At 26.3% G+C, this 26,597-nt stretch carries 25 protein-coding genes and 1 tRNA gene; 24 read left to right on the top strand and 2 right to left on the bottom strand.

Annotated features, from left to right (window positions below; all coding sequences use genetic code 4):
• Nucleotides 1-96: 96 nt before the first annotated feature.
• The 15 genes from CK556_RS02755 (at nt 97) to CK556_RS02685 (ending at nt 14,098) form a co-directional block, all read left to right on the top strand.
• Nucleotides 97-501, top strand: a complete 405-nt coding sequence (locus CK556_RS02755) for a PH domain-containing protein (RefSeq protein WP_027875583.1) — start codon at nt 97-99, stop codon at nt 499-501.
• Between the two features lie 13 nt (nt 502-514).
• Nucleotides 515-1,468 carry a tRNA (adenosine(37)-N6)-threonylcarbamoyltransferase complex transferase subunit TsaD gene (gene tsaD / locus CK556_RS02750; protein WP_027875582.1) on the top strand — a complete coding sequence of 318 codons (954 nt, stop codon included), beginning with the start codon at nt 515-517 and terminating at the stop codon, nt 1,466-1,468.
• Nucleotides 1,469-1,533: 65 nt separating this feature from the next.
• Nucleotides 1,534-2,316 carry a MurR/RpiR family transcriptional regulator gene (locus tag CK556_RS02745; protein ID WP_027875581.1) on the top strand — a complete coding sequence of 261 codons (783 nt, stop codon included), beginning with the start codon at nt 1,534-1,536 and terminating at the stop codon, nt 2,314-2,316.
• 12 nt (nt 2,317-2,328) lie between these two features.
• A complete protein-coding gene (locus CK556_RS02740; RefSeq protein ID WP_027875580.1) occupies nt 2,329-3,468 on the top strand; it encodes an alpha/beta hydrolase family protein in 1,140 nt (379 codons plus the stop codon).
• 4 nt (nt 3,469-3,472) lie between these two features.
• The gene (locus tag CK556_RS02735) at nt 3,473-4,318 is read left to right on the top strand and encodes an HAD-IIB family hydrolase (RefSeq protein WP_027875579.1); all 846 of its coding nucleotides are present in this window, start codon (nt 3,473-3,475) and stop codon (nt 4,316-4,318) included.
• Between the two features lie 9 nt (nt 4,319-4,327).
• The gene (gene asnS / locus CK556_RS02730) at nt 4,328-5,692 is read left to right on the top strand and encodes an asparagine--tRNA ligase (RefSeq protein WP_027875578.1); all 1,365 of its coding nucleotides are present in this window, start codon (nt 4,328-4,330) and stop codon (nt 5,690-5,692) included.
• An 89-nt stretch (nt 5,693-5,781) separates the two neighbouring features.
• A complete protein-coding gene (gene ffh, locus CK556_RS02725) occupies nt 5,782-7,125 on the top strand; it encodes a signal recognition particle protein (protein WP_027875577.1) in 1,344 nt (447 codons plus the stop codon).
• An 18-nt stretch (nt 7,126-7,143) separates the two neighbouring features.
• Nucleotides 7,144-7,611: a 23S rRNA (pseudouridine(1915)-N(3))-methyltransferase RlmH gene (locus CK556_RS02720; RefSeq protein WP_027875576.1), complete on the top strand. Its 468-nt coding sequence runs from the start codon at nt 7,144-7,146 to the stop codon at nt 7,609-7,611.
• Between the two features lie 50 nt (nt 7,612-7,661).
• A tRNA-Ser gene (locus CK556_RS02715) sits at nt 7,662-7,751 on the top strand.
• A 92-nt stretch (nt 7,752-7,843) separates the two neighbouring features.
• Nucleotides 7,844-8,458 carry a hypothetical protein gene (locus CK556_RS02710; RefSeq protein WP_084545414.1) on the top strand — a complete coding sequence of 205 codons (615 nt, stop codon included), beginning with the start codon at nt 7,844-7,846 and terminating at the stop codon, nt 8,456-8,458.
• Between the two features lie 3 nt (nt 8,459-8,461).
• Nucleotides 8,462-9,883, top strand: a complete 1,422-nt coding sequence (gene proS, locus CK556_RS02705; protein WP_027875574.1) for a proline--tRNA ligase — start codon at nt 8,462-8,464, stop codon at nt 9,881-9,883.
• Nucleotides 9,884-9,901: 18 nt separating this feature from the next.
• The gene (locus CK556_RS02700) at nt 9,902-10,513 is read left to right on the top strand and encodes a ribonuclease H1 domain-containing protein (RefSeq protein WP_036246681.1); all 612 of its coding nucleotides are present in this window, start codon (nt 9,902-9,904) and stop codon (nt 10,511-10,513) included.
• A gap of 5 nt (nt 10,514-10,518) precedes the next feature.
• Nucleotides 10,519-11,448, top strand: coding sequence for an alpha/beta fold hydrolase (locus CK556_RS02695; protein ID WP_027875572.1), 930 nt, complete (start codon nt 10,519-10,521; stop codon nt 11,446-11,448).
• 17 nt (nt 11,449-11,465) lie between these two features.
• Complete coding sequence (gene lepA, locus CK556_RS02690; protein WP_027875571.1) at nt 11,466-13,268, top strand: translation elongation factor 4; 1,803 nt, start codon at nt 11,466-11,468, stop codon at nt 13,266-13,268.
• 17 nt (nt 13,269-13,285) lie between these two features.
• Nucleotides 13,286-14,098: a hypothetical protein gene (locus tag CK556_RS02685; protein WP_027875570.1), complete on the top strand. Its 813-nt coding sequence runs from the start codon at nt 13,286-13,288 to the stop codon at nt 14,096-14,098.
• Nucleotides 14,099-14,320: 222 nt separating this feature from the next.
• Here CK556_RS02685 and typA read toward each other — a convergent pair whose 3' ends face one another.
• Nucleotides 14,321-16,159, bottom strand: coding sequence for a translational GTPase TypA (gene typA / locus CK556_RS02680; RefSeq protein WP_027875569.1), 1,839 nt, complete (start codon nt 16,157-16,159; stop codon nt 14,321-14,323).
• A gap of 129 nt (nt 16,160-16,288) precedes the next feature.
• Here typA and eno point away from each other — a divergent pair, with 129 nt between their 5' ends.
• The 9 genes from eno to CK556_RS02635 all read left to right on the top strand — a co-directional run bounded on the left by eno (nt 16,289) and on the right by CK556_RS02635 (nt 24,983).
• Nucleotides 16,289-17,650 carry a phosphopyruvate hydratase gene (gene eno, locus CK556_RS02675; protein ID WP_027875568.1) on the top strand — a complete coding sequence of 454 codons (1,362 nt, stop codon included), beginning with the start codon at nt 16,289-16,291 and terminating at the stop codon, nt 17,648-17,650.
• Between the two features lie 81 nt (nt 17,651-17,731).
• Nucleotides 17,732-18,628 carry a phosphatase PAP2 family protein gene (locus tag CK556_RS02670; protein ID WP_027875567.1) on the top strand — a complete coding sequence of 299 codons (897 nt, stop codon included), beginning with the start codon at nt 17,732-17,734 and terminating at the stop codon, nt 18,626-18,628.
• Nucleotides 18,621-19,055, top strand: coding sequence for a Holliday junction resolvase RuvX (ruvX, locus tag CK556_RS02665; RefSeq protein ID WP_027875566.1), 435 nt, complete (start codon nt 18,621-18,623; stop codon nt 19,053-19,055). The genes CK556_RS02670 and ruvX overlap by 8 nt, the downstream gene beginning before the upstream one ends.
• A gap of 67 nt (nt 19,056-19,122) precedes the next feature.
• Nucleotides 19,123-19,695 carry a hypoxanthine phosphoribosyltransferase gene (gene hpt / locus CK556_RS02660; protein WP_027875565.1) on the top strand — a complete coding sequence of 191 codons (573 nt, stop codon included), beginning with the start codon at nt 19,123-19,125 and terminating at the stop codon, nt 19,693-19,695.
• Nucleotides 19,696-19,931: 236 nt separating this feature from the next.
• Nucleotides 19,932-21,404, top strand: coding sequence for a hypothetical protein (locus CK556_RS02655; RefSeq protein WP_027875564.1), 1,473 nt, complete (start codon nt 19,932-19,934; stop codon nt 21,402-21,404).
• A gap of 256 nt (nt 21,405-21,660) precedes the next feature.
• Nucleotides 21,661-22,413, top strand: coding sequence for a hypothetical protein (locus tag CK556_RS02650; RefSeq protein WP_027875563.1), 753 nt, complete (start codon nt 21,661-21,663; stop codon nt 22,411-22,413).
• Nucleotides 22,414-22,811: 398 nt separating this feature from the next.
• The gene (locus tag CK556_RS02645; RefSeq protein ID WP_027875562.1) at nt 22,812-23,186 is read left to right on the top strand and encodes a hypothetical protein; all 375 of its coding nucleotides are present in this window, start codon (nt 22,812-22,814) and stop codon (nt 23,184-23,186) included.
• 24 nt (nt 23,187-23,210) lie between these two features.
• The gene (locus CK556_RS02640) at nt 23,211-24,119 is read left to right on the top strand and encodes a hypothetical protein (RefSeq protein ID WP_095761525.1); all 909 of its coding nucleotides are present in this window, start codon (nt 23,211-23,213) and stop codon (nt 24,117-24,119) included.
• A gap of 21 nt (nt 24,120-24,140) precedes the next feature.
• Entirely contained in the window at nt 24,141-24,983 is an 843-nt protein-coding gene (locus CK556_RS02635) for a hypothetical protein (protein ID WP_027875560.1), read from the top strand.
• A 59-nt stretch (nt 24,984-25,042) separates the two neighbouring features.
• Here the strand turns inward: CK556_RS02635 and CK556_RS02630 are convergent, their stop codons facing one another.
• The gene (locus CK556_RS02630; protein WP_027875559.1) at nt 25,043-26,116 is read right to left on the bottom strand and encodes a hypothetical protein; all 1,074 of its coding nucleotides are present in this window, start codon (nt 26,114-26,116) and stop codon (nt 25,043-25,045) included.
• Between the last annotated feature and the right edge of the window lie 481 nt (nt 26,117-26,597).

Genomic DNA, 26,597 nt, shown 5'->3' with positions numbered 1-26,597 from the left:
AAGTAAAAAATAGACAATAAATATAATAAGAAAGTCAAACTATAAGGGCTTTCTTTTTTAATATTTTAAACATTTTAAATTTGTTATAATCTATATATGAATAATAAAGAATACTTAAGCAAAATAGACCTTTATAATTTTAACGAGCCTGAATTATTAGATAAAAAAGAATTTAAAGAAGTTGAAAAATATTTTTTATCAAATGAGCATGTAATAGATATAGTTGTTGGAGAAATAAATGCATTTGCGCATATGGTTTTGCTAACAGATAAACGAATCTTTACTATAAGCAAATTTATTCAAACTGGTTCACAAATTAAACAATATGGTTTAGAACAGATTGATGATGTTAAATTAGGGGTAATGGGTGATATTGCTGATTTAACAATATTCTTAAAAAATGGAGTTTTATTTAAACTAGATTATTTACATACAGAGATTGCAAAAAGATTTGGTTATAACATTTCTAAAATGTACAAAGATTTTTTAAACTGATTTTAATAAAGGAGGAACAATGAAAATATTAGCTATTGAATCAAGTTGTGATGAATTTTCAATTTCTATTTTAGAAGATGGAAAAATACTATCTAATGTTATTTCTTCACAAATAGAACAACACGTTGATTTTGGTGGAGTTGTTCCTGAATTAGCGGCAAGATTACATCTTGAAAATCTTTCGTGAGTTATTAAAGTTGCATTAGAATCAACAAGTATTAAAATTGAAGAAATTGACTATGTTGCATACACAGAAAAACCTGGATTAATAGGTTCACTAATAATTGGAAAACTTGTTGCTGAAACAATTTCACAATATATACAAAAACCTTTAATGCCACTTCATCACATTGAAGGACACATTTATGGTGCATTAATTGATAATGAATTTGCATATCCAGTTTTGGCAATGGTTGTTAGTGGTGGTCATACTCAAATTGAAGTTGTTAGATCTGCAAATGATTTTGAGGTTATTGGTTCAACACTTGATGATGCAATTGGAGAATGTTATGACAAAGTTGCTAGGGTGATGGGATTAGGATATCCTGGTGGGCCTAAAATTGATAAATTAGCAAAAGAGGGCAACCATTTTGCTTTTAACTTACCAATACCTAAAAATGATGAAAGTTATGATTTTTCATATTCAGGTTTAAAAACAGCGATTATCAACATAATTCATAATTTAAAACAAAAAGGTGAACAAGTACCTATTGCTGATATTGCAGCTAGTTTTCAATATGCTGCAACAAAAATCATTGAAAAAAAACTAGAAAAAGCAATTAAACAATATAATCCTAGAACACTTACTGTTGCTGGTGGAGTTAGTGCAAATAGAGAAGTAAGAAGAATAATTTTAGAGTTGGGTGAAAAATTTAATATTGACAATACATTTGTTCCAAAAATGGAATATTGTACTGATAATGGTGCAATGATAGCCAAATTAGCATATGAAAAAATAAAAAGTAATAATTAAAATATGAAAAAATGATAAAATATAATAAATATTTTTATGCTTAAGCATAATATAATGGAGGAAATATGAGATCTTTTTTAGCAAAACTTTCAACAATTGAAGAAAACAATTTAACTTCGCGTGAATTAATAATTGTTGACTATATTAAAAGTAATTCAAAACAAATTGTAGAGGAAAATATTAAAATTGATGAATTAGCAAAACGTGCTAAAACAGGTTTTAGTGCTATTTATAATCTTCTTAAGAAAATGAACATTGATGGTTATAGAGATTTTATGATTTGTTTAGCAAATGATGTTGAACATGCAGAACTAAACATTGCAAAAAATGATGAAAATGTAGCAAATGGATACATTAATTTAATTAAACAAAACTACACTTTAATTAAGAAAGCAAATTTAGTCAAATCAATTAACCTTGTTGAATCTTCTCCAAGAATTGTTATATGTTATTGAGAAGCAGTTTTAAGAGGACCAGCAATGGATCTATCAAACTTTTTCTATAATCAAGGTTTAAATGTAACTTTATTAGACTCAGATTGAGATTCAATAAATAATAGAATTAAAAATACACAAACAAATGATTTGTATATATTTTTAACAAAATATGGAACTTCAACTCATTTAGCTAAAGTTATTCAATCTATTAAAAAAAATAAAGGTAAATCAATTTTCATTTCAGGAAAAGTGCCTTCAAAAGAAGTTGAAGCAAGTGCAAGCTTAGTGCATACTTTAATTGTTGACGGAGTTGAAATAAATGATGAGAATGTGTCAATTTCAAAATCATTACCTTTCCATTATTTTAATGATTTACTAATTTATCATTACTTAAACAGCGAGAAAAAATAGGGAGATTTATATATGTCCAAGAAAAAAAATCATAACAAATATAGATCAAAATTAGGAACGAAGATATTTAAAAGGGTTAACTTAAGGTTTAAATTTTTCTACAAAACCTTAGAAAATCTAATGGGGAATTCCAATAAAAATAAATATCATTATCCAGAACTAAGACGTATGAATAAAATCATGCGTACATTTTATAAAGCACCTCAGTTACAATTAAAAGCAACTGATAATTTAATTCCTTTTAATTTTGAAACAGAAGACGGAGTAGTAATTTCAGGATTGAAATATATAACTAGTCCTAATTCTAAAAAATGAGTAGTTTCACTGCATTGATTTGCTGGACATAAATATTGAGCATTATTTGAAGCTAGACCATTTATAGAATTGGGTTATAACGTTTTAGTTTTTGATTTTAGAAATCATGGAGAATCACAATCTACTGAATTTGTAACAATGGGCGCAAGTGAAGTAAAAGACTTTAGAGCAGCTATGAAATGGCTTTATGAAAATCATAAACCAGAAGCTATAGGTTTAATGGGCATGAGTATGGGTGGATTCACAATGCAATATGGTATTGTAAAATACAATGAAGAATTTTCAAAATATAATATTAAATGAGCTATATCAGATTCTTATTATGGAAGCATTAAGACACTTTTAGTTCATACAAGAAATGTTTGATTAAAAAACCTTATGAGTTACAAAAACGTAAGAAAATCAATTAATAAAATAATTAAAAGTCAAATACAAGATACAGATTTGGATTGAGCAGATTTAGATGTTTTTAAATACTATGATCATAGTTTAAAAACTGTATTCCCAATGTTTTTTATGCACTGTAGAAATGATTCAATAACACCTTTTGATGATTCAATGAGATTATTTGTTAAAAGGTCTATTCACTCAAGAGATGATGAAATTTTAATTTATGACTATTCAAAGCATTGTTTATCACTAAAATATCATTACTATCAAACTGTTTATAGATGACTACAATTTGAAAACAAGGTTATGAAAAACGATGAGGCTACTGAAAAAGCCTTAAAAAACCTTGGAATCAGTAATGAAGCTATTCAAGAAAATTTCTTTGAGAAATATGAGGTAAATACTTTTTATTTAAACTCATCAAACAATAGAAAAAAGGAAAAATAAAGAAATGAAATTAACTAATATCAAATTAATTGCTACAGACTTAGATGGAACAATCTTGGAACATGGAAAAATATCAAATGAATTTGATTTAAAAATGTTAAAAGAAGTATCAAAACAAGGAATTCAAGTAGCTGTTGTTACTGGACAAGGGTGATCAAGTGGATCAGTTAGAGCAAAAATGTTTGACGTTGATAAGTATGCAGACGTTTCAATTTTCTCAAATGGTTCAGTAATTTCAAAAGTCTCATCTTTTGACCCAGTCTATTGTGAAACAATAAACAATGAATTAGTTAAAGAATTTATGATTAAAATGTATGAATTAAATATTCCAGCATTAGCTTACACAAAAATACCTGCACACTGTTATTGAAACCAATTGGACATTGATGTTAGAACATTGAAAGAAAGAGATTGAATTAGTAAATATGATGTTGAAGTTATTGATGTAAATAATTTTGATAAGTATAAGGATGTAATTCAATTGATGATATTTGTAGAAGAGAGTGAAGAAAACGCAATGTTGAATTGATTTGAACAATCTAATAAATCTGCAGTTTTAAATAAAATGAGAAGTAATGTAGAGTCAACACCAATTTATGAATTTATCAATTCTAAATCAAGTAAGGGAAATGGAGTTATTAAACTAGCTGAATTATTAAACATAGATATAGAAGATGTTTTAATTTTTGGAGATAACATGAATGATATTAGCATGTTTGAAGTAATACCAAATTCAGTTGCTATGGGAAATTCTGTTCCTGCAATTAAAGCCATTTCAAAATATGAAACTGATACTAACTTAAATGGTGGTGTTGGTAAGTTTATAGAAAATTATGTATTAAAAAAATAAGGAGATAATATGGACATTAAATATTTATATGACAATTTTGAAAGTCTAAAAGAACAAAAAGTAACTGTAATAGGTAGAGTTCGCTCAAATCGCCAAGGAAAAGCAGTTAGCTTTATGGTATTGAATGATGGAACTATTTTAAATGATTTACAAGTTGTTTATAAAAATGAAACAATAGGATTTGATGAAGCATGTAAATCAAGAGTTAGTTCAATTGTTGAAATTGAAGGAATTTTAATTCCAACTCCATCAAGACCTCAACCGTTTGAAATAAATGCTATTTCAGTAACTTTGTTAGATCAAGCAGTCGAAGAATACCCACTGCAAAAAAAAGAGCATTCACCTGAATTTTTAAGAGAAATATCTCATTTAAGAGCTAGAACAAAAACTTTTCAAGCTATTTTTAGAGTACGTTCAACAGCAGCATACGCTATTCATAAATTCTTTCAAGAAAGTAATTATGTATATGTTACAACCCCTATTATAACCTCAAATGATGCTGAAGGTGCTGGAGAACAATTTGTAGTTACAGTAAATGAAGATAAAGACTATGCAAATGATTTTTTTGGTAAAAAAGCAAGTTTAACTGTTTCAGGGCAGTTAAACGGTGAATCATTTGCACAAGCATTTAAAAATATTTATACTTTTGGCCCAACATTTAGAGCTGAGAACTCACATACAACAAAACATGCTTCAGAATTTTGAATGATTGAACCAGAGGTAGCATTTGCAGATATTAATGACAATATTCAATTGATGCAAAATATGTTAAAAAGTGTTGTTGGTTATGTTTTAGAAAAAAATATAATAGAATTAGAATTTTTACAAGAACAATTAGAGCCAGGATTGATTGAAAAAATTACTGGAATTGTAAACGCAGAATTTAAAGTTAATACTTATGAAGAGGTATTAAAAACTTTACAAGACGCAATTGATAAAGGTCATAAATTTGAAGAAAATAATATTCATTTTGGTTTAGATTTAGGAACAGAGCATGAAAGATTCATTTGTGAAGAAGTAAATAAATGTCCGACATTTGTTGTAAATTATCCAAAAGACATTAAATCATTTTACATGAAACTAAATGATGATGGCCAAACAGTTGCTGCAGTAGACTTGTTAGTTCCAGGAATTGGTGAATTATGTGGTGGTAGTGAACGTGAATCTAACTTAGATAAAATCTTGGAAAGATGTGAATTCTACGGAATAAATCCAGAAGAATTAGATTGATATATTGGATTAAGAAAATATGGATTTTATAAATCAGCAGGATTTGGTTTAGGATTTGAAAGATTAATTATGTATATTACAGGTGCTTCAAACATTAGAGATGTTATACCTTTCCCAAGAACACCTAAAACACTATTGTATTAACAAAAAATATTTAAAAATGCCAATAGGCATTTTTATTTTAATTATTTAGTTTGATATAATAAATAAAGATTAAAATTGGAGGTATGCATATGGCATTTGGTGATTTTTTAACAAAAAGAATGAAAAAATCAATGGAGAAGAATATTAAAAAATCTACATTGACAGAAGAAAACATTCAAGAAACACTTCGTGAAATTAGATTAGCTTTATTGGAAGCAGACGTTAATGTTGAAGTAGTAAAAGAATTAATAAGTAAAATTAAAGAAAAAACTGTTGGGGAATATATTCAAGAAGGAGTAACTTCTCACCAACAAATGTTGAAAATAGTTCATGAGGAACTAATAGAAATTTTAGGAACTGAAAAAGCACCATTGAATTTGTCTAAAAAACCTTCTGTAATTATGATGGTTGGTTTGCAAGGATCAGGTAAAACAACATCTTCATCAAAACTTGCTCATTTTTTAGCAAAAAAGGAAGCTAAAAAACCTTTACTAGTAGGTCTAGATATTTATAGACCGGGGGCTATTAAACAATTAGTTGAATTAGGTAACAAAAATAATATACCAGTTTTTGAGCAAGGAAAACAATCACCATTAAAAACAGCAAAACAGGCTTTAGAATTTGCTGAAAAAAATGGACATGATGTAGTTATTTTAGATACTGCTGGTCGTTTACAAATTGATAAAGATTTAATGAAAGAACTAAATGATTTAAGAAAAATTGCCTCTCCAAACGAAACTCTTTTAGTTGTTGATGGAATGATTGGTCAAGAAATCATTAATGTAACAAATGAGTTTAATACACAATTAAAATTAACTGGAGTTATTGTTACTAAACTTGATGGAGACGCTCGCGGTGGAGCAACTCTATCAATTAGATATATGACTAAATTACCAATTAAGTTTATTGGTGAGGGTGAAGGAGTATCTGCACTTGCACCATTTTATCCAAAAAGAATGGCAGATCGTATTCTTGGAATGGGCGATATTGAAACTTTATTTGAAAAAGTTGTAGATAACATTGATGAGCGTTCAATGCAAAAAACAATGAAACGTATGTTTATGGGTCAATTTGATTTAGAGGATCTAAGAAATCAATTAGTTCAAGTTTCAAAAATGGGTAATATAGGTGGAATAATGAAAATGATGCCTAATGCAAAAATTTCTGATAATCAAATTTCAGATGCACAAAGAAAATTGGTTGTATTCTCAATCTTAATGGACTCAATGACTTTAAAAGAAAGAAGAGAACCAAAATTATTAAAATCACTAACTAGAAAAAATAGAATAATTGGTGGTTCAGGTCGTACTGAAAAAGAATTAAATGAATTAATTAACTCATTTGAAAAAGGTAAAAAACAAGTTCTTGAAATGGCAAAAATGATGAAAAGCGGTCGTATGCCAGGAATGGGAAAAGGAGGATTTGGTTTTTAATTAAATCAAATCAAATAAATGAACATAAAAATAATTTGTTTTGGAAAGCTAGACAAAAAATTTTTTCTTGAATCTTTTAATGAATATGCTAGTAGAATTTCAAAATATGCTAATTTGCAAATTATAGAACTAAAAGAAGAATATCAAAAAGAAGATAGTGTTAATAAAAATATTAATTCTGATTTGCTAATTGAGAAACTTAAATCTTATGCTGATCATGAAATAATTTGTATGGATGTAAGTTCAAAAAATATTTCAACTGAAGAGTTTAGTAAAATAATTGAAAATAACAAAAACTTAAAACAAGCAAAAATTGTTTTTGTAATTGGTCCAAGTGATGGGTATAGTGATAAATTTTTTAAACTAAATTATCAAAAAGTTTCATTCGGAAAAATAACATTGCCACATCAATTATTTAGAGTTATTCTATGTGAACAAATATACAGATCTTTTAAAATTATTAATAATGAAAAATATCATAAATAATTTTTTGAATAAACTGCACTTAATTGTTATAATAATTAAGTGTAATTAATGGGTTAATACTCAAGTTGGTGAAGAGGACACCCTGCTAAGGTGTTAGGTCGGTTTCCGGCGCAAGAGTTCGAGTCTCTTTTAACCCGCCAGTAAAAATAATAAGCTACCTTATTAGAGGTAGCTTTTTTATATCAAAAAGGGTTAAAAAATTATATAATATTATATAGTCTGGGGTGGTATGGTGAAGACAGATAAAAAAAAGTTAACTGACAAACTTTTATTTTGAAGAGCTGATAAAGATGACATTTTAAATGAAAATGAATTAGATAGTTTTTTTAAGTCATTATTTGTTAATGCTGGATCAGAGAAAGAAATAGTTTTAGACTTAATTAAGAAAAGAGGAATTAAAAATTTCTTATTTTATACAGATATTAGAAATATTGGATATATTTTAAAAAATGGAATTCAACCAACCCAACAAATAGCTTTAAACGAGAAAGAAGAATATCATGTTTGAGGTTACCATCAAAAACAAGATTCAATAAATTTAGATTTTGACATTTCATCAAGAGCTCACTTTTGAAAATGAGCAAGCGATGTGACAATTGATACAAACAAATTTTGTGTAATAGGAATTGATCCTGAAAAATTAGCAAAGACAACTACGAAAGATTGAATTTTTGATAGATCGTTTGCAATGATAAATATTATCGAACCAATACATTTCGATACAATTAAATGGATTTTAATTAGAGATGAACAGTATTACAATTATGCAAATAAAATTATTAAAGAATTAGGATTAGAAATAGAATTATACTTAAGCCAAGATGGCTTAGTAAAAATAGGAGAGTAAACAATGAAACAACTTGATAAAATAACACCAAGAGATGTCGATTTTTCACAATGATATACAGATACAGTTATAAATGCTAAATTAGCAAGTTATGGCCCAGTTAAAGGAACAATTATTTTCAGACCTTATGGTTATGCAATTTGAGAACTAATACAAAAATATTTAGATGGTAAGTTTAAAGAAATCGGAGTAGAAAATGTTTATTTCCCATTATTAATCCCTCAATCACTATTTCAAAAAGAAAAAGATCACATAGAAGGATTTTCACCAGAAATAGCAACTGTAACAAGAGTTGGAGATACCGAACTACCAGAACCATTATTTATTAGACCTACTAGTGAAGTATTAATGGCTAACTACTTTAAAAATGAAGTAAAGTCTTATCGCGATTTACCATTAATTTATAACCAATGAACAAATGTTATGCGTTGAGAAAAGACAACTAGACCCTTTTTAAGAACTAGTGAATTTTTATGACAAGAAGGGCATACTGTTCATTCTGACAGAAAAGAAGCGTCAGATTTAACTTTAAAAATTTTAGATATTTATACTGAGTTTGCTAACAATCTTTTATTGCTACCAGTTATTTCAGGTAAAAAAACTGAAAGAGAAAAATTTGCTGGTGCTGATTCAACTTATACAATTGAATCATTAATGCATGATGGGCAAGCATTGCAATGTGGAACATCACATTACTTTGCTGATAATTTCTCAAAACCTTATGAAATTAAATTTCAAAATAAGGAAGGAAAACTTGAACATGCCTATTCAACAAGTTGAGGAGTTTCAACAAGATTAATTGGAGCTATTATTATGACTCACTCAGATGATAATGGTTTGGTTTTACCTTCAAGTATATCACCAGTTCAGATTAGAATAATTCAAATTAAAGAAACTGAAGAAGTATTAAAAGTTTCAAATGATATTAAAAATTTATTAAGCAATAAATATCGTGTTGATACTGATAAAACTGATAAATCATTTGGGTTCAAAATTAGTGAAGCAGAAATTAAAGGTATACCACTAAGAATAGAAATAGGACCAAGAGATTTAGAAAATGATCAAGTAACTATCTCAAGAAGAGATACAAGAGAAAAAATTCAAGTTAATGTACGTGAAATAGAGCAAGCAATTGATCAAATGATAAAAGAATATGATGCTAATTTATATGCTAATGCATTAAAAAATCGTGAAAATAGAACTTCAAAAGCAAAAACAATTGAAGAATACAAAAAAGTATTAGAAAGTAATCAAGGATTTGTTTTAGTTCCATTCTGTGGTGAAGTTGAATGTGAAGAAAAAGTTAAAAAGGAAACATCAACAAATTCTCGTTGTATTCCGTTTGAACAAGACAATAAAATTGAAAATTGTTTTAACTGTAATAAAGAAACAAAATTAAAAGTTTATTTTGCTAGAGCTTATTAATTAGAAAGGAGTTATTTTATGAAATATTATGCTGTTAAAAAAGGTAGAAAAATAGGTATTTATGAAAATTGAGATGACTGTAAACAACAAGTTGAAGGTTTTACAGGAGCTGTTTATAAATCATTTTCAAATAAAAAAGATGCTGAAGTTTTTATAACAGGTGATGCTTCAAAAACTAAAAAAATAATTTCTGATGATAATGTGGCAGTTGCATATAGTGATGGAAGTTTTATTAAGGAAAATAATACATACTCTTATGGTGCTGTTGTAATGTGAAAAAATAAAGAATATCATTTTTCAAAAAGATATCGCGATGATGAATTAAAATCAATGTGAAATGTTAGTGGTGAATTGCAAGGTGCAAAAAGAGTAATGTTATTTGCTTATGCTAATAACATTCCAAAGTTATATTTATATCATGATTATGAAGGTATAGCTAAATGAGCAAATCATGAGTGAAAAGCTAAATCTGAAGAAGGAAATGAATATATTAAATTTGTTGATCAAATAAAAACAAAAGTAGAAATTGAGTTTATTTGAGTTAAAGGACACAGTAATGACTATTATAATGATTTGGCTGATCAACTAGCAGCTAAAGCAACATTTGAAGAATACGCTAAGGAGGTTTAAATAAAATGAGAAAATTTCAATTACAAATGATTGATGGTAAAGAATTAATTAATTTTGAATGAAAATCTACTAAAAAACCCGTTGCAGTTATTCAAATAATTCCAAGTTTTGATGAACATATGTCAATGTATAATAACTTTGCAAAACTGATGTGTGAAAAAAGCATTTTAGTTGTTGGAACAGATTTGAGAAGTCTTGGTGAAAGTAGAATAGATAGTGAAACCCAAAATATTTACTTTGACAAAAAACAAGGTTGAAATAAAATGGTAGAGGATGTAAAAAATATCAACACTTGAATTAAAAGATATCATCCAGACTTGCCAATATTTATGCTTGGACAAGGATTAGGTGGAAATTTGGCAAGAGCTTTTGCAATTAAATATTCAGAAGAGATTGCTGGTATGATTTTAATTAATACACGGGATTACAATTATCATATTTCAAATTTATTTTTAAAATATATGAATATTAATCAGATTTTATTTAATCCAAAGGCTGATGCAAAGATGTTAAATAAGATAAGAAATAAAAGATTCAACAAAAGACATAATGAAATGTTAAAGATTGAAAATCAATGATTATCAAACGATATAAAATATGTTGAAGAATTTAATAATGACCCCTTATGTTATTTAAATTTTAGTTTCAGTGCTTTTAAAGACATTGCTTATGGAAATAGATTTATAACAAAACCCCAAAACAATGAATTTATTTCAAAAGAGTTACCGCTCTTAATTCAAAGTGGTGGTTTAGATAACTATACAAAATTAGGCAAAGATTCACAGAAGTTGTTTTACAGATTTACAAAACTAGGGATTGATACAGATTTTAAAATATATCAAAATTTAAAAAATAAATTATTACATGAAATTGTTAACGAACCTGTGATAAATGACATTTTAACTTTTATAGACAAATTTAAAGAAAATTATTAATAATAGAAAGAAAAGACATGGATAAATCAAAAATTAGAAATTTTAGCATTATTGCACATATTGATCACGGTAAGTCTACATTAGCTGACCGTATTTTGGAGTTAACTAATACTGTAGCAAAACGCGAGATGCAAGAGCAATTACTAGATTCAATGGATATTGAAAGAGAACGCGGAATTACAATTAAATTAAATTCTGTTCAATTAAACTACAAAGCTAAAGATGGAGAAGAATATACTTTCCATTTAATTGATACTCCAGGGCATGTTGACTTTACATATGAAGTATCAAGAAGTTTAGCAGCTTGTGAAGGAGCCATTTTAGTTGTTGATGCAACACAAGGAATTGAAGCACAAACACTAGCAAACGTATATTTAGCAATTGAAAATAATCTTGAAATTATCCCTGTTATTAATAAAGTTGATTTACCAAGTGCAGACCCTGAAAGAGTTAAGGAAGAGATTGAAAATACAATAGGAATTGATTGTAGCGAAGCTCCTTTAATTAGTGCTAAGACAGGATTGAATGTAGAAGATGTTTTAGAAGCAATTGTTAATAAAATACCGCCTCCTTATGATGCAGATGATGCAAAACCTTTGAGAGCATTAATTTTTGATAGCTACTATGATAAATATCTTGGAGTAGTTATGTCAATTAGAGTAAGAGAAGGTTCAATTAAAGTTGGTGACCGTATTAAACTAATGGCGAATGGAATCAGTTATGAAGTAACTGAATTAGGTGTTAAAAATCCTAAAATTATTAAAAGACAAGAATTAAGTGCAGGAGAAGTAGGGTGAGTTGCTGCTTCTATTAAAACAATTAAAGATATTAATGTTGGAGATACTATCACTACTGTTTCTAATCCAGCACTTCATGCATTGGAAGGTTATAAAAAACTTAAGCCAATGGTTTATTGTGGAATTTATCCAGTTGATACAAACCAATACCAAGATTTTAAAGAGGCTTTAGAAAAAATGGAATTGTCAGATTCATCACTAGTATATGAGCCAGAAACATCTCAAGCATTAGGATTTGGATTTAGAGTTGGATTCTTAGGATTGTTACACATGGAAGTAGTTCAAGAAAGATTAGAGAGAGAATATAATTTAAATCTAATTGCAACTGCACCATCAGTAATTTATCGTGTTCATTTAACAGATGGAACAATGATTGAAATTGATAACCCTGCTAAATTACCTGATCCTCAAAAGATTAAGTTTATAGAAGAACCGTTTGTAAATGTAAAAATTATGACACCTAAAGAATCAGTTGGAGACTTAATGAGTTTATGCCAAAACAAATTAGGGACATATAAAGATTTACAAGTAGTTGATGATAATCGTATGATGTTAGTTTATGATATGCCTTTAGCTGAAATAATTTTTGATTTCTTTAATAAATTAAAATCAATTTCAAAAGGTTATGCATCATTTGAATACGATATGATTGGATATCAAGAATCACAATTAGTAAAAATGGATATTTTATTAAATGGTGATATGGTTGATGCATTCTCAATGATTGTTAATAAACACTTTGCTTATCAAAGAGGAGCTGCTTTAACTAAAAAACTTAAAGAACTAATTCCGCGCCAAAACTTTGAAGTGCCTGTTCAAGCAACAATCGGTAATAAAGTTTTAGCTCGTGAAACAATTAAAGCTTATCGTAAAGATGTTACTTGAAAGCTACATGCCGCTGATAAGTCAAGACGTAAAAAACTTCTAAATAAACAAAAAGAAGGTAAAAAGAAAATGAAAGAAATTGGTAGTGTTGAAGTACCACAAGAAGCATTTATTGCAGTATTAAAACTTGATGACTAGAAAAGGGAGTTCATAATATGAAAGAATTCAAATATGAAAAATGATTGATGCAATTCATTAACGATGATTGATACATCCAATCAAATACTTCAGAAAATAATGTTATATATGAAGAAGTATCAAATTTAAAAGATGTTTGATTTGAGTATATGAACTATGACACTTTTTTATCAGATAATGAAGAAGAACTATCATTAGATGAACTGCCAGGTTTTTTTGAAAACGAAGATGTTTGCAAAACAGATAAGTACATAAAAGAATTTATTAGTGGAGTTTTCCATTTGAGAATGGTTGGTTTATATACTGTTGTTAAAGAATATGTTGAAAAATTTAATTTAATTAGCGAAGAATCATTTAATGCAATTGATGAAAACGGAATTGATGTGTCAATTAATAAAACATTTGTACAACTAACAGAAAAGTATTATGAAGAACTAATCAATATGGTTAAAAATTTTATAATTCCTGATGAATTTAAATATTGTTGAAAAGATTTACTTAAATTAGTTGAAAGAATCGAAAGTTACACAAAAAAAGAAGATAAACTTGATGTGGCTTATCAAATATTGGAATTTCTAACTAATACTATTGACGGATTTGATGATTTAGAAATAGATTTACCAGATCAAATGATTGAGAGCGCAAATAAGTTTATTTGCATATTAATTAAATATGAAATTATTTTTGATAGATTAATCTTATTAAAAGAACACCTTGAGTATCAATATGTTGAAACAAAAAAATTACCTGAAAATTTATATCGTGCAAATATAATGGATAGATATCAAGAAATTAACACTTTCAAAGCAATTAATGAAGAAGAATTTTAAATAACGCTTGTGCGTTATTTTTTTAAATTTACCAAAAAATACATTTTTTCGCTAATTTAGAATAGGCTTTTTTGTTTTAAAAGAAATTTTGCAGGCAAAATCTAAAGGATAATACATTTAAAGAAAACTAAAATTAATGCAAAATATAATATTTTCAAAAAAGGTTGTAGTAACTAGAAAATTAAAATAAAAAATGAACTCAATTAAGAATTCATTTTATTTTTAATCAAAAACTTTTTTATTATCGTTTCTGTGTTGACGTCTTTCAGTATTTGTTAATCATCTTTTTCTTAGACGAATATCATCTGGAGTTACTTCAACTAATTCATCTCATTCGATGTATTCTAATGCTTCTTCTAAAGTCATAACTTTTGGTGGAGTTAGTTTAACTGAATCATCACTGCCACTAGCACGAGTGTTAGTTAATTTTTTACCAGTTGTTGGGTTAACTTCTAAGTCGTTATCTCTTGAGTGTTGTCCAACGATCATTCCATCATAAACTTCAACTTGAGGTCCTACAAATAGAATTCCACGTTCTTCTAAGTTATTTAAAGCATAAGGTAATGTTTTACCAGCTGCCATTGAAATAAGAACACCATTTTTGCGTGATTCAATTTCGCCTTTGTATGGTTCAAAACCATTTGAACTTCTAACCATGATTCCTTCACCATGAGTATCATTAGTAAATTCACTTCTAAATCCAATTAAAGCTCTTAATGGAATGTTGTAAACGATTTTATCTCTAACTCCATCAGAATCCATATCTGTCATTAAACCTTTACGTTGGTTTAATTTATTAATAACAGTTCCTGAATATTCAGTAGGAATGTTTAGGATAACTCTTTCCATAGGTTCTAATAATGTTCCATTATCACCTTTTCTGAAAATTACTTCAGGTTTAGAAATAGCTAATTCAAAACCTTCTCTTCTCATTTGTTCAATTAAAACAGATAAGTGAAGTTCTCCACGTCCTAAAACTTTGAATCCTTCAATAGTTGGGTTATCTAATGGCTCAACTTTTAAACCAACGTTTACTTCTAATTCTTTTTCTAAACGTTCTTTAATATTTCTTGAAGTAACAAATTTACCAACTTTACCAGCAAAAGGAGAAGTATTAACTAAGAAATTCATACTCATTGTAGGTTCTTCAATTGTGATTGGTTCCATTGGATTAATATTATTTAATTCATTAATTGTATCTCCGATTGAAATATGTTCAATACCAGCAAATGTAATAATATCTCCAGCAAAGGCTTCTTTAACAGCAACTTTGTTTAATCCTTGGTAAACTGTTAATTTAGAAATTTTAGCTTGTTTAACTTCACCATCATTTTTAACAACACTAACTGTTTGACCTTCAGCAATTTTACCCTCAAAGATTCTTCCGATTCCTAATCTTCCAATAAATGAATCATAAGCTAATGAACTAACTTGCATTTTTAATGGTTTTTCAGCTAGTTCAATTGGGTATGTTCCAACTTGTTCAATAATAGTATCAAACATTGGTGAAAGATCAACTCCTTGATCGTTTAAATTTAATTGAGCAATACCTTCACGAGCAATTCCATATAATGTTGTAAAGTCTAATTGTTCATCAGTAGCATCTAATTCCATAAATAACTCTAATACTTCTTCTACAACTTCTTCTGCTCTTTGATCTTTTTTATCAATTTTATTAATCATTAAGATTGGATTTAAACCTAATTCCAATGCTTTAGATAAAACAAAACGTGTTTGAGGCATTGGTCCTTCACTTGAATCAACAAGTAAAATAACAGTATCTACAGTTTTCATAATACGTTCAACTTCACTTGAAAAATCGGCATGGCCTGGAGTATCAACAATATTTATTTTTGTTCCTTTGTACTCAATAGCACAGTTTTTTGAATAGATGGTAATCCCACGTTCTCTTTCTTGATCGTTTGAATCCATGATTTGTTCTACAACTTCTTGGTTATCTCTAAATGCTCCACCTTGTTTTAAAAGTGCATCAACTAATGTTGATTTTCCAGCATCAACGTGAGCGATAACCGCAATGTTAATAATTTTTTGATTTGACATTTTATTCTCCTTTTATATAACTTTTAAATAATATCATATTTTCACCAATAATTTCTATTTAATTTTTTTAAAAAAGAGAATATAATATAGGAGTTAAGTACACAATTTATATAAAAGAGAGGAAATTATATGTCAAGAATTGAGAAAATTATTGCACGTGAAGTATTAGACTCACGTGGTACACCAACTGTTGAAGTTGAATTATGAACTGAATTTGGTGGATATGGAATTGCAAAAGCACCATCAGGAGCTTCTACTGGAGAAAACGAAGCTTTAGAATTAAGAGATGGAGATAAAGCACGTTACAATGGCAAAGGTGTTTTAAAAGCAGTTGCAAATGTAAATGATAAAATTTCACCAGCTTTAATCGGACATGATGTTCAAGACCAATTAGGAATTGACAGAATTATGATCAAATTAGATGGAACTGAATTTAAGAAAAAATTAGGAGCAAACGGAATGTTAGCTGTTTCATTAGCAGCAGCTCACGCAGCAGCAAGTGAATTAGAAGTTCCTTTATACAGATACATTGGTGGAGTTCAAGCAAAACGTTTACCTGTTCCAATGTTAAATGTTATTAATGGTGGAGAACATGCTGACTCAGCAATCGATTTCCAAGAATTTATGATTATGCCAGTTGGAGCACCAACATTTAAAGAAGCATTAAGATGATCATCAGAAACTTTCCAAGCATTAAAATCATTATTACACGATAAAGGTGATATTACTGCTGTTGGAGATGAAGGTGGATTTGCACCTCACTTCTCATGAGCATACGCAAAACAAGATTTAGCTTCATTTAAAGCTAAAACACCTGCAGAAATTGCATTAGACTTATTAGTTGAAGCTATTACAAAAGCTGGTTACAAAGTTGGTAAAGATGGAATCATGATCGCAATGGACTGTGCTTCATCAGAATTATACTTTGAAGACAAAAAATACCACTTCAAAAAAATTGAAAAAGTTACAGGTCAAGAATGAGCATTTACTACAGACGAAATGATCGCTTACTTAGAAAAATTAGTAAACAATTACCCAATTATTTCAATTGAAGATGGATTAAGTGAAAAAGACTGAGATGGATTCGTTAAGTTAACTTCAAAAATTGGAGATAGAGTTCAAATCGTTGGAGATGACTTATTTACAACAAATCCAAAATTCATTAAAGAAGGAATTAGCAAAGATGCTGCAAACTCAACTTTAATTAAATTAAATCAAATTGGAACTTTATCAGAAACTGTTGAAGCTATTACAATGACTCAAAAAGCTGGATGAACAGCTGTTGTTTCACACCGTTCAGGAGAAACTGAAGATGCAACAATTGCTGATTTAGCTGTAGCATTTAACGCAGGACAAATCAAAACTGGATCAATGTCACGTTCAGATAGAATTGCAAAATACAACAGATTATTACAAATTGAAGATCAATTAGGTGAAGATGCTATCTACGATGGATATGCAACATTCTATAACTTAAAAATCAACAAATAATTCAAAATAAAATAATTACTTAAACCAAGCTTTGCTTGGTTTTTTTATTATTTAAAGTAAGAATTAAGTATAATAAATAATATGAAACTAAAACTAGATAAGAAAATACTAAAAACTCCCTATTTATATGTAACAGCAACAATTTTTGCTCTTTTGATTATTGTTTTTTTATTAGGAACATTCTTAGATGCACAAATTGCACAAAATATTTACAAAGAAAACTCATGATATGGATACGCTTTTGATAAATTTGGGCAATTAACATTCTTAATTCCAATAAACTTTTGTATTATTGGAATTTTTGTTTTTTTAAGCGATAAAAGAAAAGAATGAGATGTACAACTAAACATCTTTAAAATAGTTTACTTTACATTAATTTATGCAGGAACAATAATGTATATATTTTCTCCATTAATCAGAAAAAACAGTAAACCTTATGAGTTGAGCATTGATATTGTTAATACTATTATTTTTTATTCAATATTTATTTTGACTATTGTTTTTTATAAAATGAATCCTAAATTTACAGAACAAAAGAATTTTATTTTCAAAGTTTGTTTAGTAATTGGATTTGTAATCACAATATCATTAACAACAGAAATTTTAAAAAATGTTTTTTCCAGACCAAGACCAATTAATTCTGTAATTAGTGGAGAACTTGAATATCGTGAATGATGAAATATAACTTATGCAAATGGATTTGGTAAAAACAAATCTTTCCCTTCAGGTCATACAACAAGTGCGATTACTATTTTAGGTTTGGCTTTATTATTTAAGAAAGATTCACTATATTATTACGGAATTATTTTAATTTCTTTCATTTCTGCAATTTTAGTTGGAACTTCAAGAATGGTATTAGCAAAACATTTCTTAACTGATATTACATTTGCATGCATTATGGCGTATAGTTGATTCTTATTTTTTGAAAACTATTTAGTTAAAGTAATAAGCAAAAAATTTGGAGGTAACAATGAGTAATATTTTAGGTTTAGATGTTGGAAGTAAAACAATTGGTTTAGCTTCTTCAACAGGAAGTGTTGCTAGAAAAGAAATTAATTTAAGATTTGAAGAATGAGATTTTGAAGCTGGAGTTGAAACATTAACTGAATTTATTAAAGATAAAAACTTTACAACCTTTGTATTTGGTTATCCAAAGAACATGGATGGATCTATTGGTGAACGAGCTGAAATGGTAGATTATTTTATTGAAGGCTTTTTAGTTTACAACCCTGAAATTTCAACTGATCAAATCATTCGCATTGATGAAAGAAGAACTACTAAAATGGCTAAATCAATTATGATTGAAGCTGGATTAACTAGAAAAAAACAAAAAGAAAATAAAGACACTTTAGCAGCACAATTAATTTTAGAAACATATTTAGAACAAATTAATAAATTAAATTAATAATACCTATTGATTAACAAGTCAAATATAGTATTATTTTTTTATATGCAAATTAAAAAGGAGTAACATGAAAAAGCACCCGTTAGCAAAAGAAATATTATTTACTGACAAACAAATTCAAGAACGAACAATAGAGGTTGCACAAGAAATTAAAGCCTTTTATGAAAAAACTCCAAATGAAACTAACAATAGTTTATTAGTAATTGGATTATTAAAAGGATGTATTCCTTTCTATCAAACATTTTGTATGAACTTTGATTATGAAATGGAAATGGACTTCATGGTTATTAGTTCTTATCTTGGTGGAACTAAAAGCAACGGAGAACCAAAAATTAACTTAGATGTTAATTCTCCAATCAAAGATCGTGATATCTTAATTGTTGAAGATATTATTGAATCGGGTGTTACTTTAGAATATGTTAAAAAATACTTACTTAACAAAGGTGCTAAATCAGTTAAAATTTTAACTATGTTAGATAAACCAACTGAAAGAAAAGTTGATATACATGCTGATTGAACTTGTTTCTCAATTGAAAAACACTTTGTAATTGGTTTTGGATTAGACTATCAAGAAAAATTAAGAAACTTACCATATGTTGCAATTTGTGACACAGATAAATTAGCTGATTGAAAATGATAATAAGTTAAAAAAGCACTAGTTGCTTTTTTATTTTTGAAGATTGAAATTTAGTATAATAAATAAATTCAAGACTCCATGAGTGTTTTTTTTGTATTTATCTTAATTACTTATCAAAACAAGTTTGTTAATATTTAATTTCACGTTCATGCTTATTATTTTTTATAATGGTTCTATAGTGTTATTTAGTAAATTAAAATATATAATATTTTTTAAGAAAGTATAAAAACAAAAAGCTTATGATTGAAATTTTATTTAATTTAGAAAAGAAAAAAATCGTAAATTTGGCTAATATTTTAAAAGAATATCAGGATAATGATATTTTAGATGAACTTATTAACTCTTTAGGTTATAAAAAAATAATGCTGACAGTTAGAGAGAATATAAAATTAAAAGAAACTCAAGATGCAATTAAAAACTTATTTAAAGACATTGAATCATTTAAAAATATCGAATATATTTCATATAAATATAAAAATGATCTTAAATACCATAAAACAAAGAACTTGTTAAATCAAGAATATAATGAAATCGAATGTATTGTATTGATAGATATTTTTCATAAAATAAAAGCAAATATAAAAAAATATGAAAATTCTTTAAAGTTTTCTTGGGCTAAGCAAAAAAAGTACGATTCATTTGAATATGATATTATTAAATTTAAAAAACTTACAAAAGAGCAATTTTTATTTGAATATTTACTTGAAATTAATAATAATCCATTTTTAACTAATCACTACACAAGTTTTGAAGAATATAAAAGTGCTAAGGAAAAATACTTAGAATGTTGTTACAAATTAGATTCATATTGTAAAAAGTTTGAAATTAAACGTAACTATTTAACTAGATTAAAATATAAAGATACTGAGTTTAATAACATAAAAATTGAATTTAAAAAAATATGTAAAAAGAAAATTGCTGATTTATCAATTAAAAATGTAGTTTACTTAATTTATATTGATGAAAAATTAGTTAATAAGAACAATTATTCTTTAATTTTGCCTTTTTATGTAGGACAAACATCAAAGCCAATTTCAAAAAGGTTCTCTGAGCATAAAACAGAAATAGAAAAAAGTTTAGACTTTTTTAAAACGTACGGAATACATAGTAATGATTTAAGATACTCGTTATATGATAAGATGGCTAGTTTCTTATACGCAAATGGATTAGATACTAAAGATCTTAAAGTTACGATTATTGAACATGTTTCTGTTTTAGAAGATTCTGATGCTAATAAGAAAGAATTGTATTCAAGAGAGCATTTTCATATTAAAAAATTAAAAGCCTATAAATATGGCTTTAACGCAACTCCTTTTATAGAAAATTTTTATAAAATAGACAAAAAACATCAAAGGATGTTACACAAAAGGGAACCTAATATATCTCTCGAACAAAAGAATGAAATATTTAAACAATATTTCCTTAAATATTTCTTAATATCTAAAGAGGAGTTTAAAGATAATTTAAATGATTTAGTTGGTTTTGGCTATTTCAAGTTAAATATAGAAAGCTTAAGCAAAATTTATAATCTAATGTATAATTGCTTTAACAATTGTGAATCTTTTAAAAAGTACAATTGATTTTTCAAAAATGAAATCAATAAAATCAATAAAATAAAGAAATTAGATCAATTTATATTTTGTCCTGATTTTGTTTATATGGGGAAAAGACAATTACCAGAATTTATAAATACTTATGTTAATAATAGCTAATTGAATTAAAAGCAAAAAATATAGAATCATCGATAAGTAATATTAAATGTGGTTATTAAGTTATTGACAATATATAGGTAACTACAAGTATTCATAAAAAAACTCAATAAACTTGTCGCAGAAAATCATTAACTGCTCAAAGATCTTTTAGTAATAAAGGAATTGCATTTTTAATTGCTAATAAAATATTATTAAAAAGCTTTTATCTTTTTTTTATTTCTTAATAACAATATGAACGTTATGAAAGGAATAATGTATGAAAAAATTAATTTTATTATTATCAAGTATAGCATTACTAGCTTTAACAACAACTAGTCTAATCGCTTGTGATATCAACCAACAAGATAAAGAAAAGCCTTCAAAAGCTGAACCTGTTGATTTAATAACTTTAGAACTAAATACGACAATATATTTATCAAGTTGATTAGATATTAATAAAACAAGTATATGATCTGAACTTAAAAATATAAATAGGCCTTTAGATATTAAATGAGAATATTTAACAATTGTTAAAACTAATGAATATGTATTAACTAGTTTAAATCAACAAGTATATACAAATAGTCAAATTCTTAGTGTTAAACAAAAAACAAATATCAATACTTTAAATAAAGATGTATTAATTAAAACTGCAGAAATCAATGCTAATAATTTAATAAGTATTTTTAAACAAAATAATCAAGAACTAATTGATTATGAACTTATATGTATAAATCAAACTAAAAATTGAATAATTAAAATAAAAGCAAATAATTTATATGATGGAGAAATTAATTTAAATATTCAAGAAATTAAACATATTGATGATGTAATCAACAATAAACTGTTTCAAGTAGAAAAACTTGATTTAAGTACAAAAGAATTAAATGAGTTAGTTAAACAAGCTTATGTAGAACTTATTGAAGTTAACATGCATTTTATGTGAGTTGATGATAACACATGAGAAATTAATGTTAGTCCAAAAGAAAGACTTTATTATGGTTCTTGTTTAATACAACTTTATATTTAATTTATAAATAACAAAAACAAAAAAAGACGCAATTTTGCATCTTTATAATACTTTGTTTAATACTTACTTTTTTAGTATCCCTATAAATTTTCTTAAATTTTTTTAAGTTAAACTTAGCTAGAGCATTATATTTTATTCAACCTGATAATATTGTTGATGTTGAAGATGAAAATGGCAATTTTTTATACAAAAAAAATGCTAAATCTACAATTGGAATAAAATTAAACTCAGACGAATACTTTGAAATTTTTAGTAATATAGAGAATATTGATAAACTAATTAAAACTAATCTTGATTTTAGCTTTGAGGACTTTAATATTTATCCTGTAAGGTGAAGTTTTAAAAATGTAATTTTCACTCCAAATACTTTATTAGATTTTAAAAATAAAAACTTTTTTTTGATAACAGAAACAGGAATTACCGATTATTCTTTTCTAGGAATAAGATACGACAAAAAAATTGGATTAGATAGTGAAGGCAATTTAATTTTTAAACAAAATGATGGTAATGAAGGTATGCAAATTGAATTAGAAATAAACTCAGACGTGTCAAATACATCAAAATTATTTTTAATAATGAAAGAGTATTTTGAAAAAATTATAGGTCAATATGTTTATAATAAAATATGTTTAGAATATATTTACAGACCAGTAAATTCTAAAATTTACGAAGATGAAATAAAAAATCAAGTTTTTAATCAAAAAGAAACACAAAAGCAGTTTTTTGAAAATTTAATAGATGATAGTGAAAAAAAACTAATAGTTAAAAAATAAGGAATTAAAATAAAAAGAGTAATTATGGAATTTAGAGAACAAATAAAAAAAATATATAGATCATTGCCTAAAAATAAGTTAGATGAGATAAATTGAATTAAGTATGAAAAAAGTTTAATTAGAATTTTAAATTTAAATCAAGAAAGTTTAATTAGTTTTAAAAATACAAAACCTTTTATTTTAAATATATCAGATTTAATTTTTTTTCAATTAAAGTCATTAAAAGATTTAGAAGAAATTGAAACTCAATGGGATGTTTGAAAGTTAATTGAAGGAAATTATTCAGAACTTAATAATGTAATAATTTTGGCTTATAAAATTTTAGAATTTAAAAATAGGAAAAAAGACAATATCTATGAATATTCTAATTCAATATCTAATGATGCTGATTTGGAAAGTCTATCTTTTATAGAACTTTTTAGACATTTTTTAGTTCATAGATTTATTGAAGTAGAAAATACAAGATTCCCTTTAGGATACCAACATTTTTATGATTGAATTAGAATTGGGAAAAAATTTAATTATTTTCAAATTGAAAATTTAAATTCATTAAATAAAATGTTTACAACTAAAAATGATGAAATTCAAATAAGCAATTTTATTTTAACAACAGAAGATATTTCAAATGACATTTATTCACAAATAAAATATACAATATTGAATACAAATATTAAAAAGCAATATAAATTTTTTTTAGAATCTCCTTCAGGAGAAATAATTATAAGTCCTCAAATGTATTTTAATAAACAAATACAAAATATTAGTTCATATCCTTTTTATGAAATATACTTTAATATTTACAAAAATAATTTAACAGAACAGTTACAAGAGCCTATCACAAGAATTAAGTTTCTTTTTTATACTAAAAATTTACTTAACTTATTTGAAGATATTAATAGATTAATATATAACACTTTAATAATGAAAACATAGCAATGAATAAATGGAGTTTAAATGAAAATTGAAAATATAAATAACGAAATTAAGAAAATTGAAATAGAAATAAATAAAATTGAATTTAGCAATTGTAATAATATTGAAGATGTTGATAAAATTACTTTTTTTACTGAAAGCATAAAAAGTAAAATAAATAATTTGTTTATAACTTTTGAAGGTTTAAATAAAGAATTAGACTATGATTTGATAGAACCTTTGTATAAAATGGATAAATTTACAAGCGAAATATTATCATGGTGCAAAAGAAATATTGCTACAAGGAATGAAGTTTTTAATTCTGATAACTCATTTAAAAAATTATTCTTTTTTAATTTATTTCTAGTTTTTGATTCTTTACAATATTCATATGAAAAAATAGATAAGTTAAATGACTTTAAAATTAAAAATAAAATTGATGAAAAAATTAAAAAAATGGAAATAAAGGATTTAAAGATGTTTGAACTTTATTGTGAGGAAAAGAAAAATGTTTTAAAGAAAATAAAAGATGCAAAAAATCCGAGACTTAAAATTCATAATTATTTTTTGAAAGAAGCAATAAATGACATAAAACGATTTAATAACATGTGAATTGATGTTATAAATTTACCAAAATCTTCTGAAGATAAAATGAAATTAATATTAGATTTAAAATTTGTTTTGATAGAAATAATTGCTTTTGACTATGCCTTTGGATATTGAAAAAATAAGAAGTTGAAAGATGAGATTTTAAAATCTTATAAGCTAATTAACTTTGAAAAAATTAATCCCAAAATTTATGATGATATTTTTTATTTAATTAATTATATTTGCGAGATTTATACTGAAGATATTTTAAAGGGTATTAGAAATATAATTAAGTAAGAAAGATTTTGGAACTTAAATAAAAATAGTAAGTAAAATAAAGTCATTTAAACTCTCTTTTACTTACTATTCGATTTCATTTTTAAAGCATATTCCCACAATTTATTTTGTTCTATTTCCAATTGCTTTGTTAATTCTTTTATTTTATTACATATTTCAAATATATTATCTTCCTCTTGATTTGCAATACTAGATAATGTTTGAGATTTCATTGCTCTATCCCTTTCAGCTTCAAGTTTAGCATAATATGCTTCTTCTTCAGCTTTTTGTTTAGATAATTCTTTTTCAATCGCAAATTTTTCTAACGTATGCTTACGATAATTTTCATCATTATATGGTTGTTTGTGTTTATCAAAGAAAGCCCCAGCATAATAATCAATTTCTTCGTCAACAATTTTAAGAATTGCTTCTTCTTCAGCTATTCATCACTCTTTTGGATATCTAGTTACTCAATCAGTAGATCACTCTTGTTCTTCCTCAGTTCACTCATCTTCTATTCAAGTAATAGATTCTTTTAATTCTAAAAGGTTTATAGGACCATTTTTGATTAGACCACCATAAGTTTGTAAATTTCACTCTTCTTCTCGAGCGGGATTATTTAAATATCTTTCTGGTTGTCCAGCACCATCAAACGTTCATCAAGCATCTCTCATTGATTGTAAATATTGTTTATCTAACTCTTGCTCAAGTTCAACTTTATTCATTCATGATTTACGCATATCTAAAAGTCTTTGAGCAGCTCCTTTTGGATTTGCAAATTGAACATCATTTGCTATTAAACTATTTCAATAAAGATCATAAATTCATGAATCTTCAGGAAGTTTTCTAATTATTTTGTCTCCATCTTCACGAAATTCATCAGGTCTATAAAAGTACGGTTCGGGATTTGTCGCCTCAATCTTGTTTGATTGTTCAACATCAGCGGGACTAAACAAAGGATTTTTCTTTTGTTTTTCGGTTAAAATTCGATCTTCTTCTCAAATTGCATTTCTTTTTAGAAATCATCATCAAAATCTTAATTCAGTCAATTTATCTTTGTTTTTACCATTAACTTTTCCACCAAAAGTTTCATTAAATTTGGATCAAGCAATATCAGCTTTTGGGTTTTTATATTCATATAGTTTTTTAGGCATTACTTTATCTCCTTGTTTGTTTATATATAGATTATATGAAAGTTATTATTTATTTTCCTTTTTTAGTTTTTAAAATTTTGAAAAATAGTGAAAAAAACATTAAAAAACTAGTAAAAAAAGCTAAAAATTAAGCAAAATAGTTAAAAATTTTGTGAATTTACTATTTTTAGCTATTAAATTTAAAGATTTTCTTAAAATATTTAAAAAATAGTTGGGTTTCAACTATAAAAACAGCGTTTTTCACAACAAAGTGACGCCATTTTTTTGGGTTAAAAACCCTTTAAAATGGGAATTATTTTGTTTTTTTAAGTATTTAAAGTCCTTAAAAATGAAAAGCGTAGTCACTTTTAAAAAGTGACGCTGTTTTTTGACGTTATAAAATGTAGATTTTATTTAGGTTTTTTGATGGTTTTCCACAAAAAGCGTAGTCACCCCTTATCCTGCTTACCATAAAATGGTAAAAAATAGCTTTCAGAAAATT

Origin of the sequence: Mesoplasma chauliocola (assembly GCF_002290085.1) — a bacterium.
Taxonomy (GTDB): Bacteria; Bacillota_I; Bacilli_A; order Mycoplasmatales; family Mycoplasmataceae; genus Mesoplasma; species Mesoplasma chauliocola.
The sequence above is the reverse complement of the archived record's forward strand: the minus strand, read 5'-3'. Positions and strand labels throughout refer to the sequence as shown.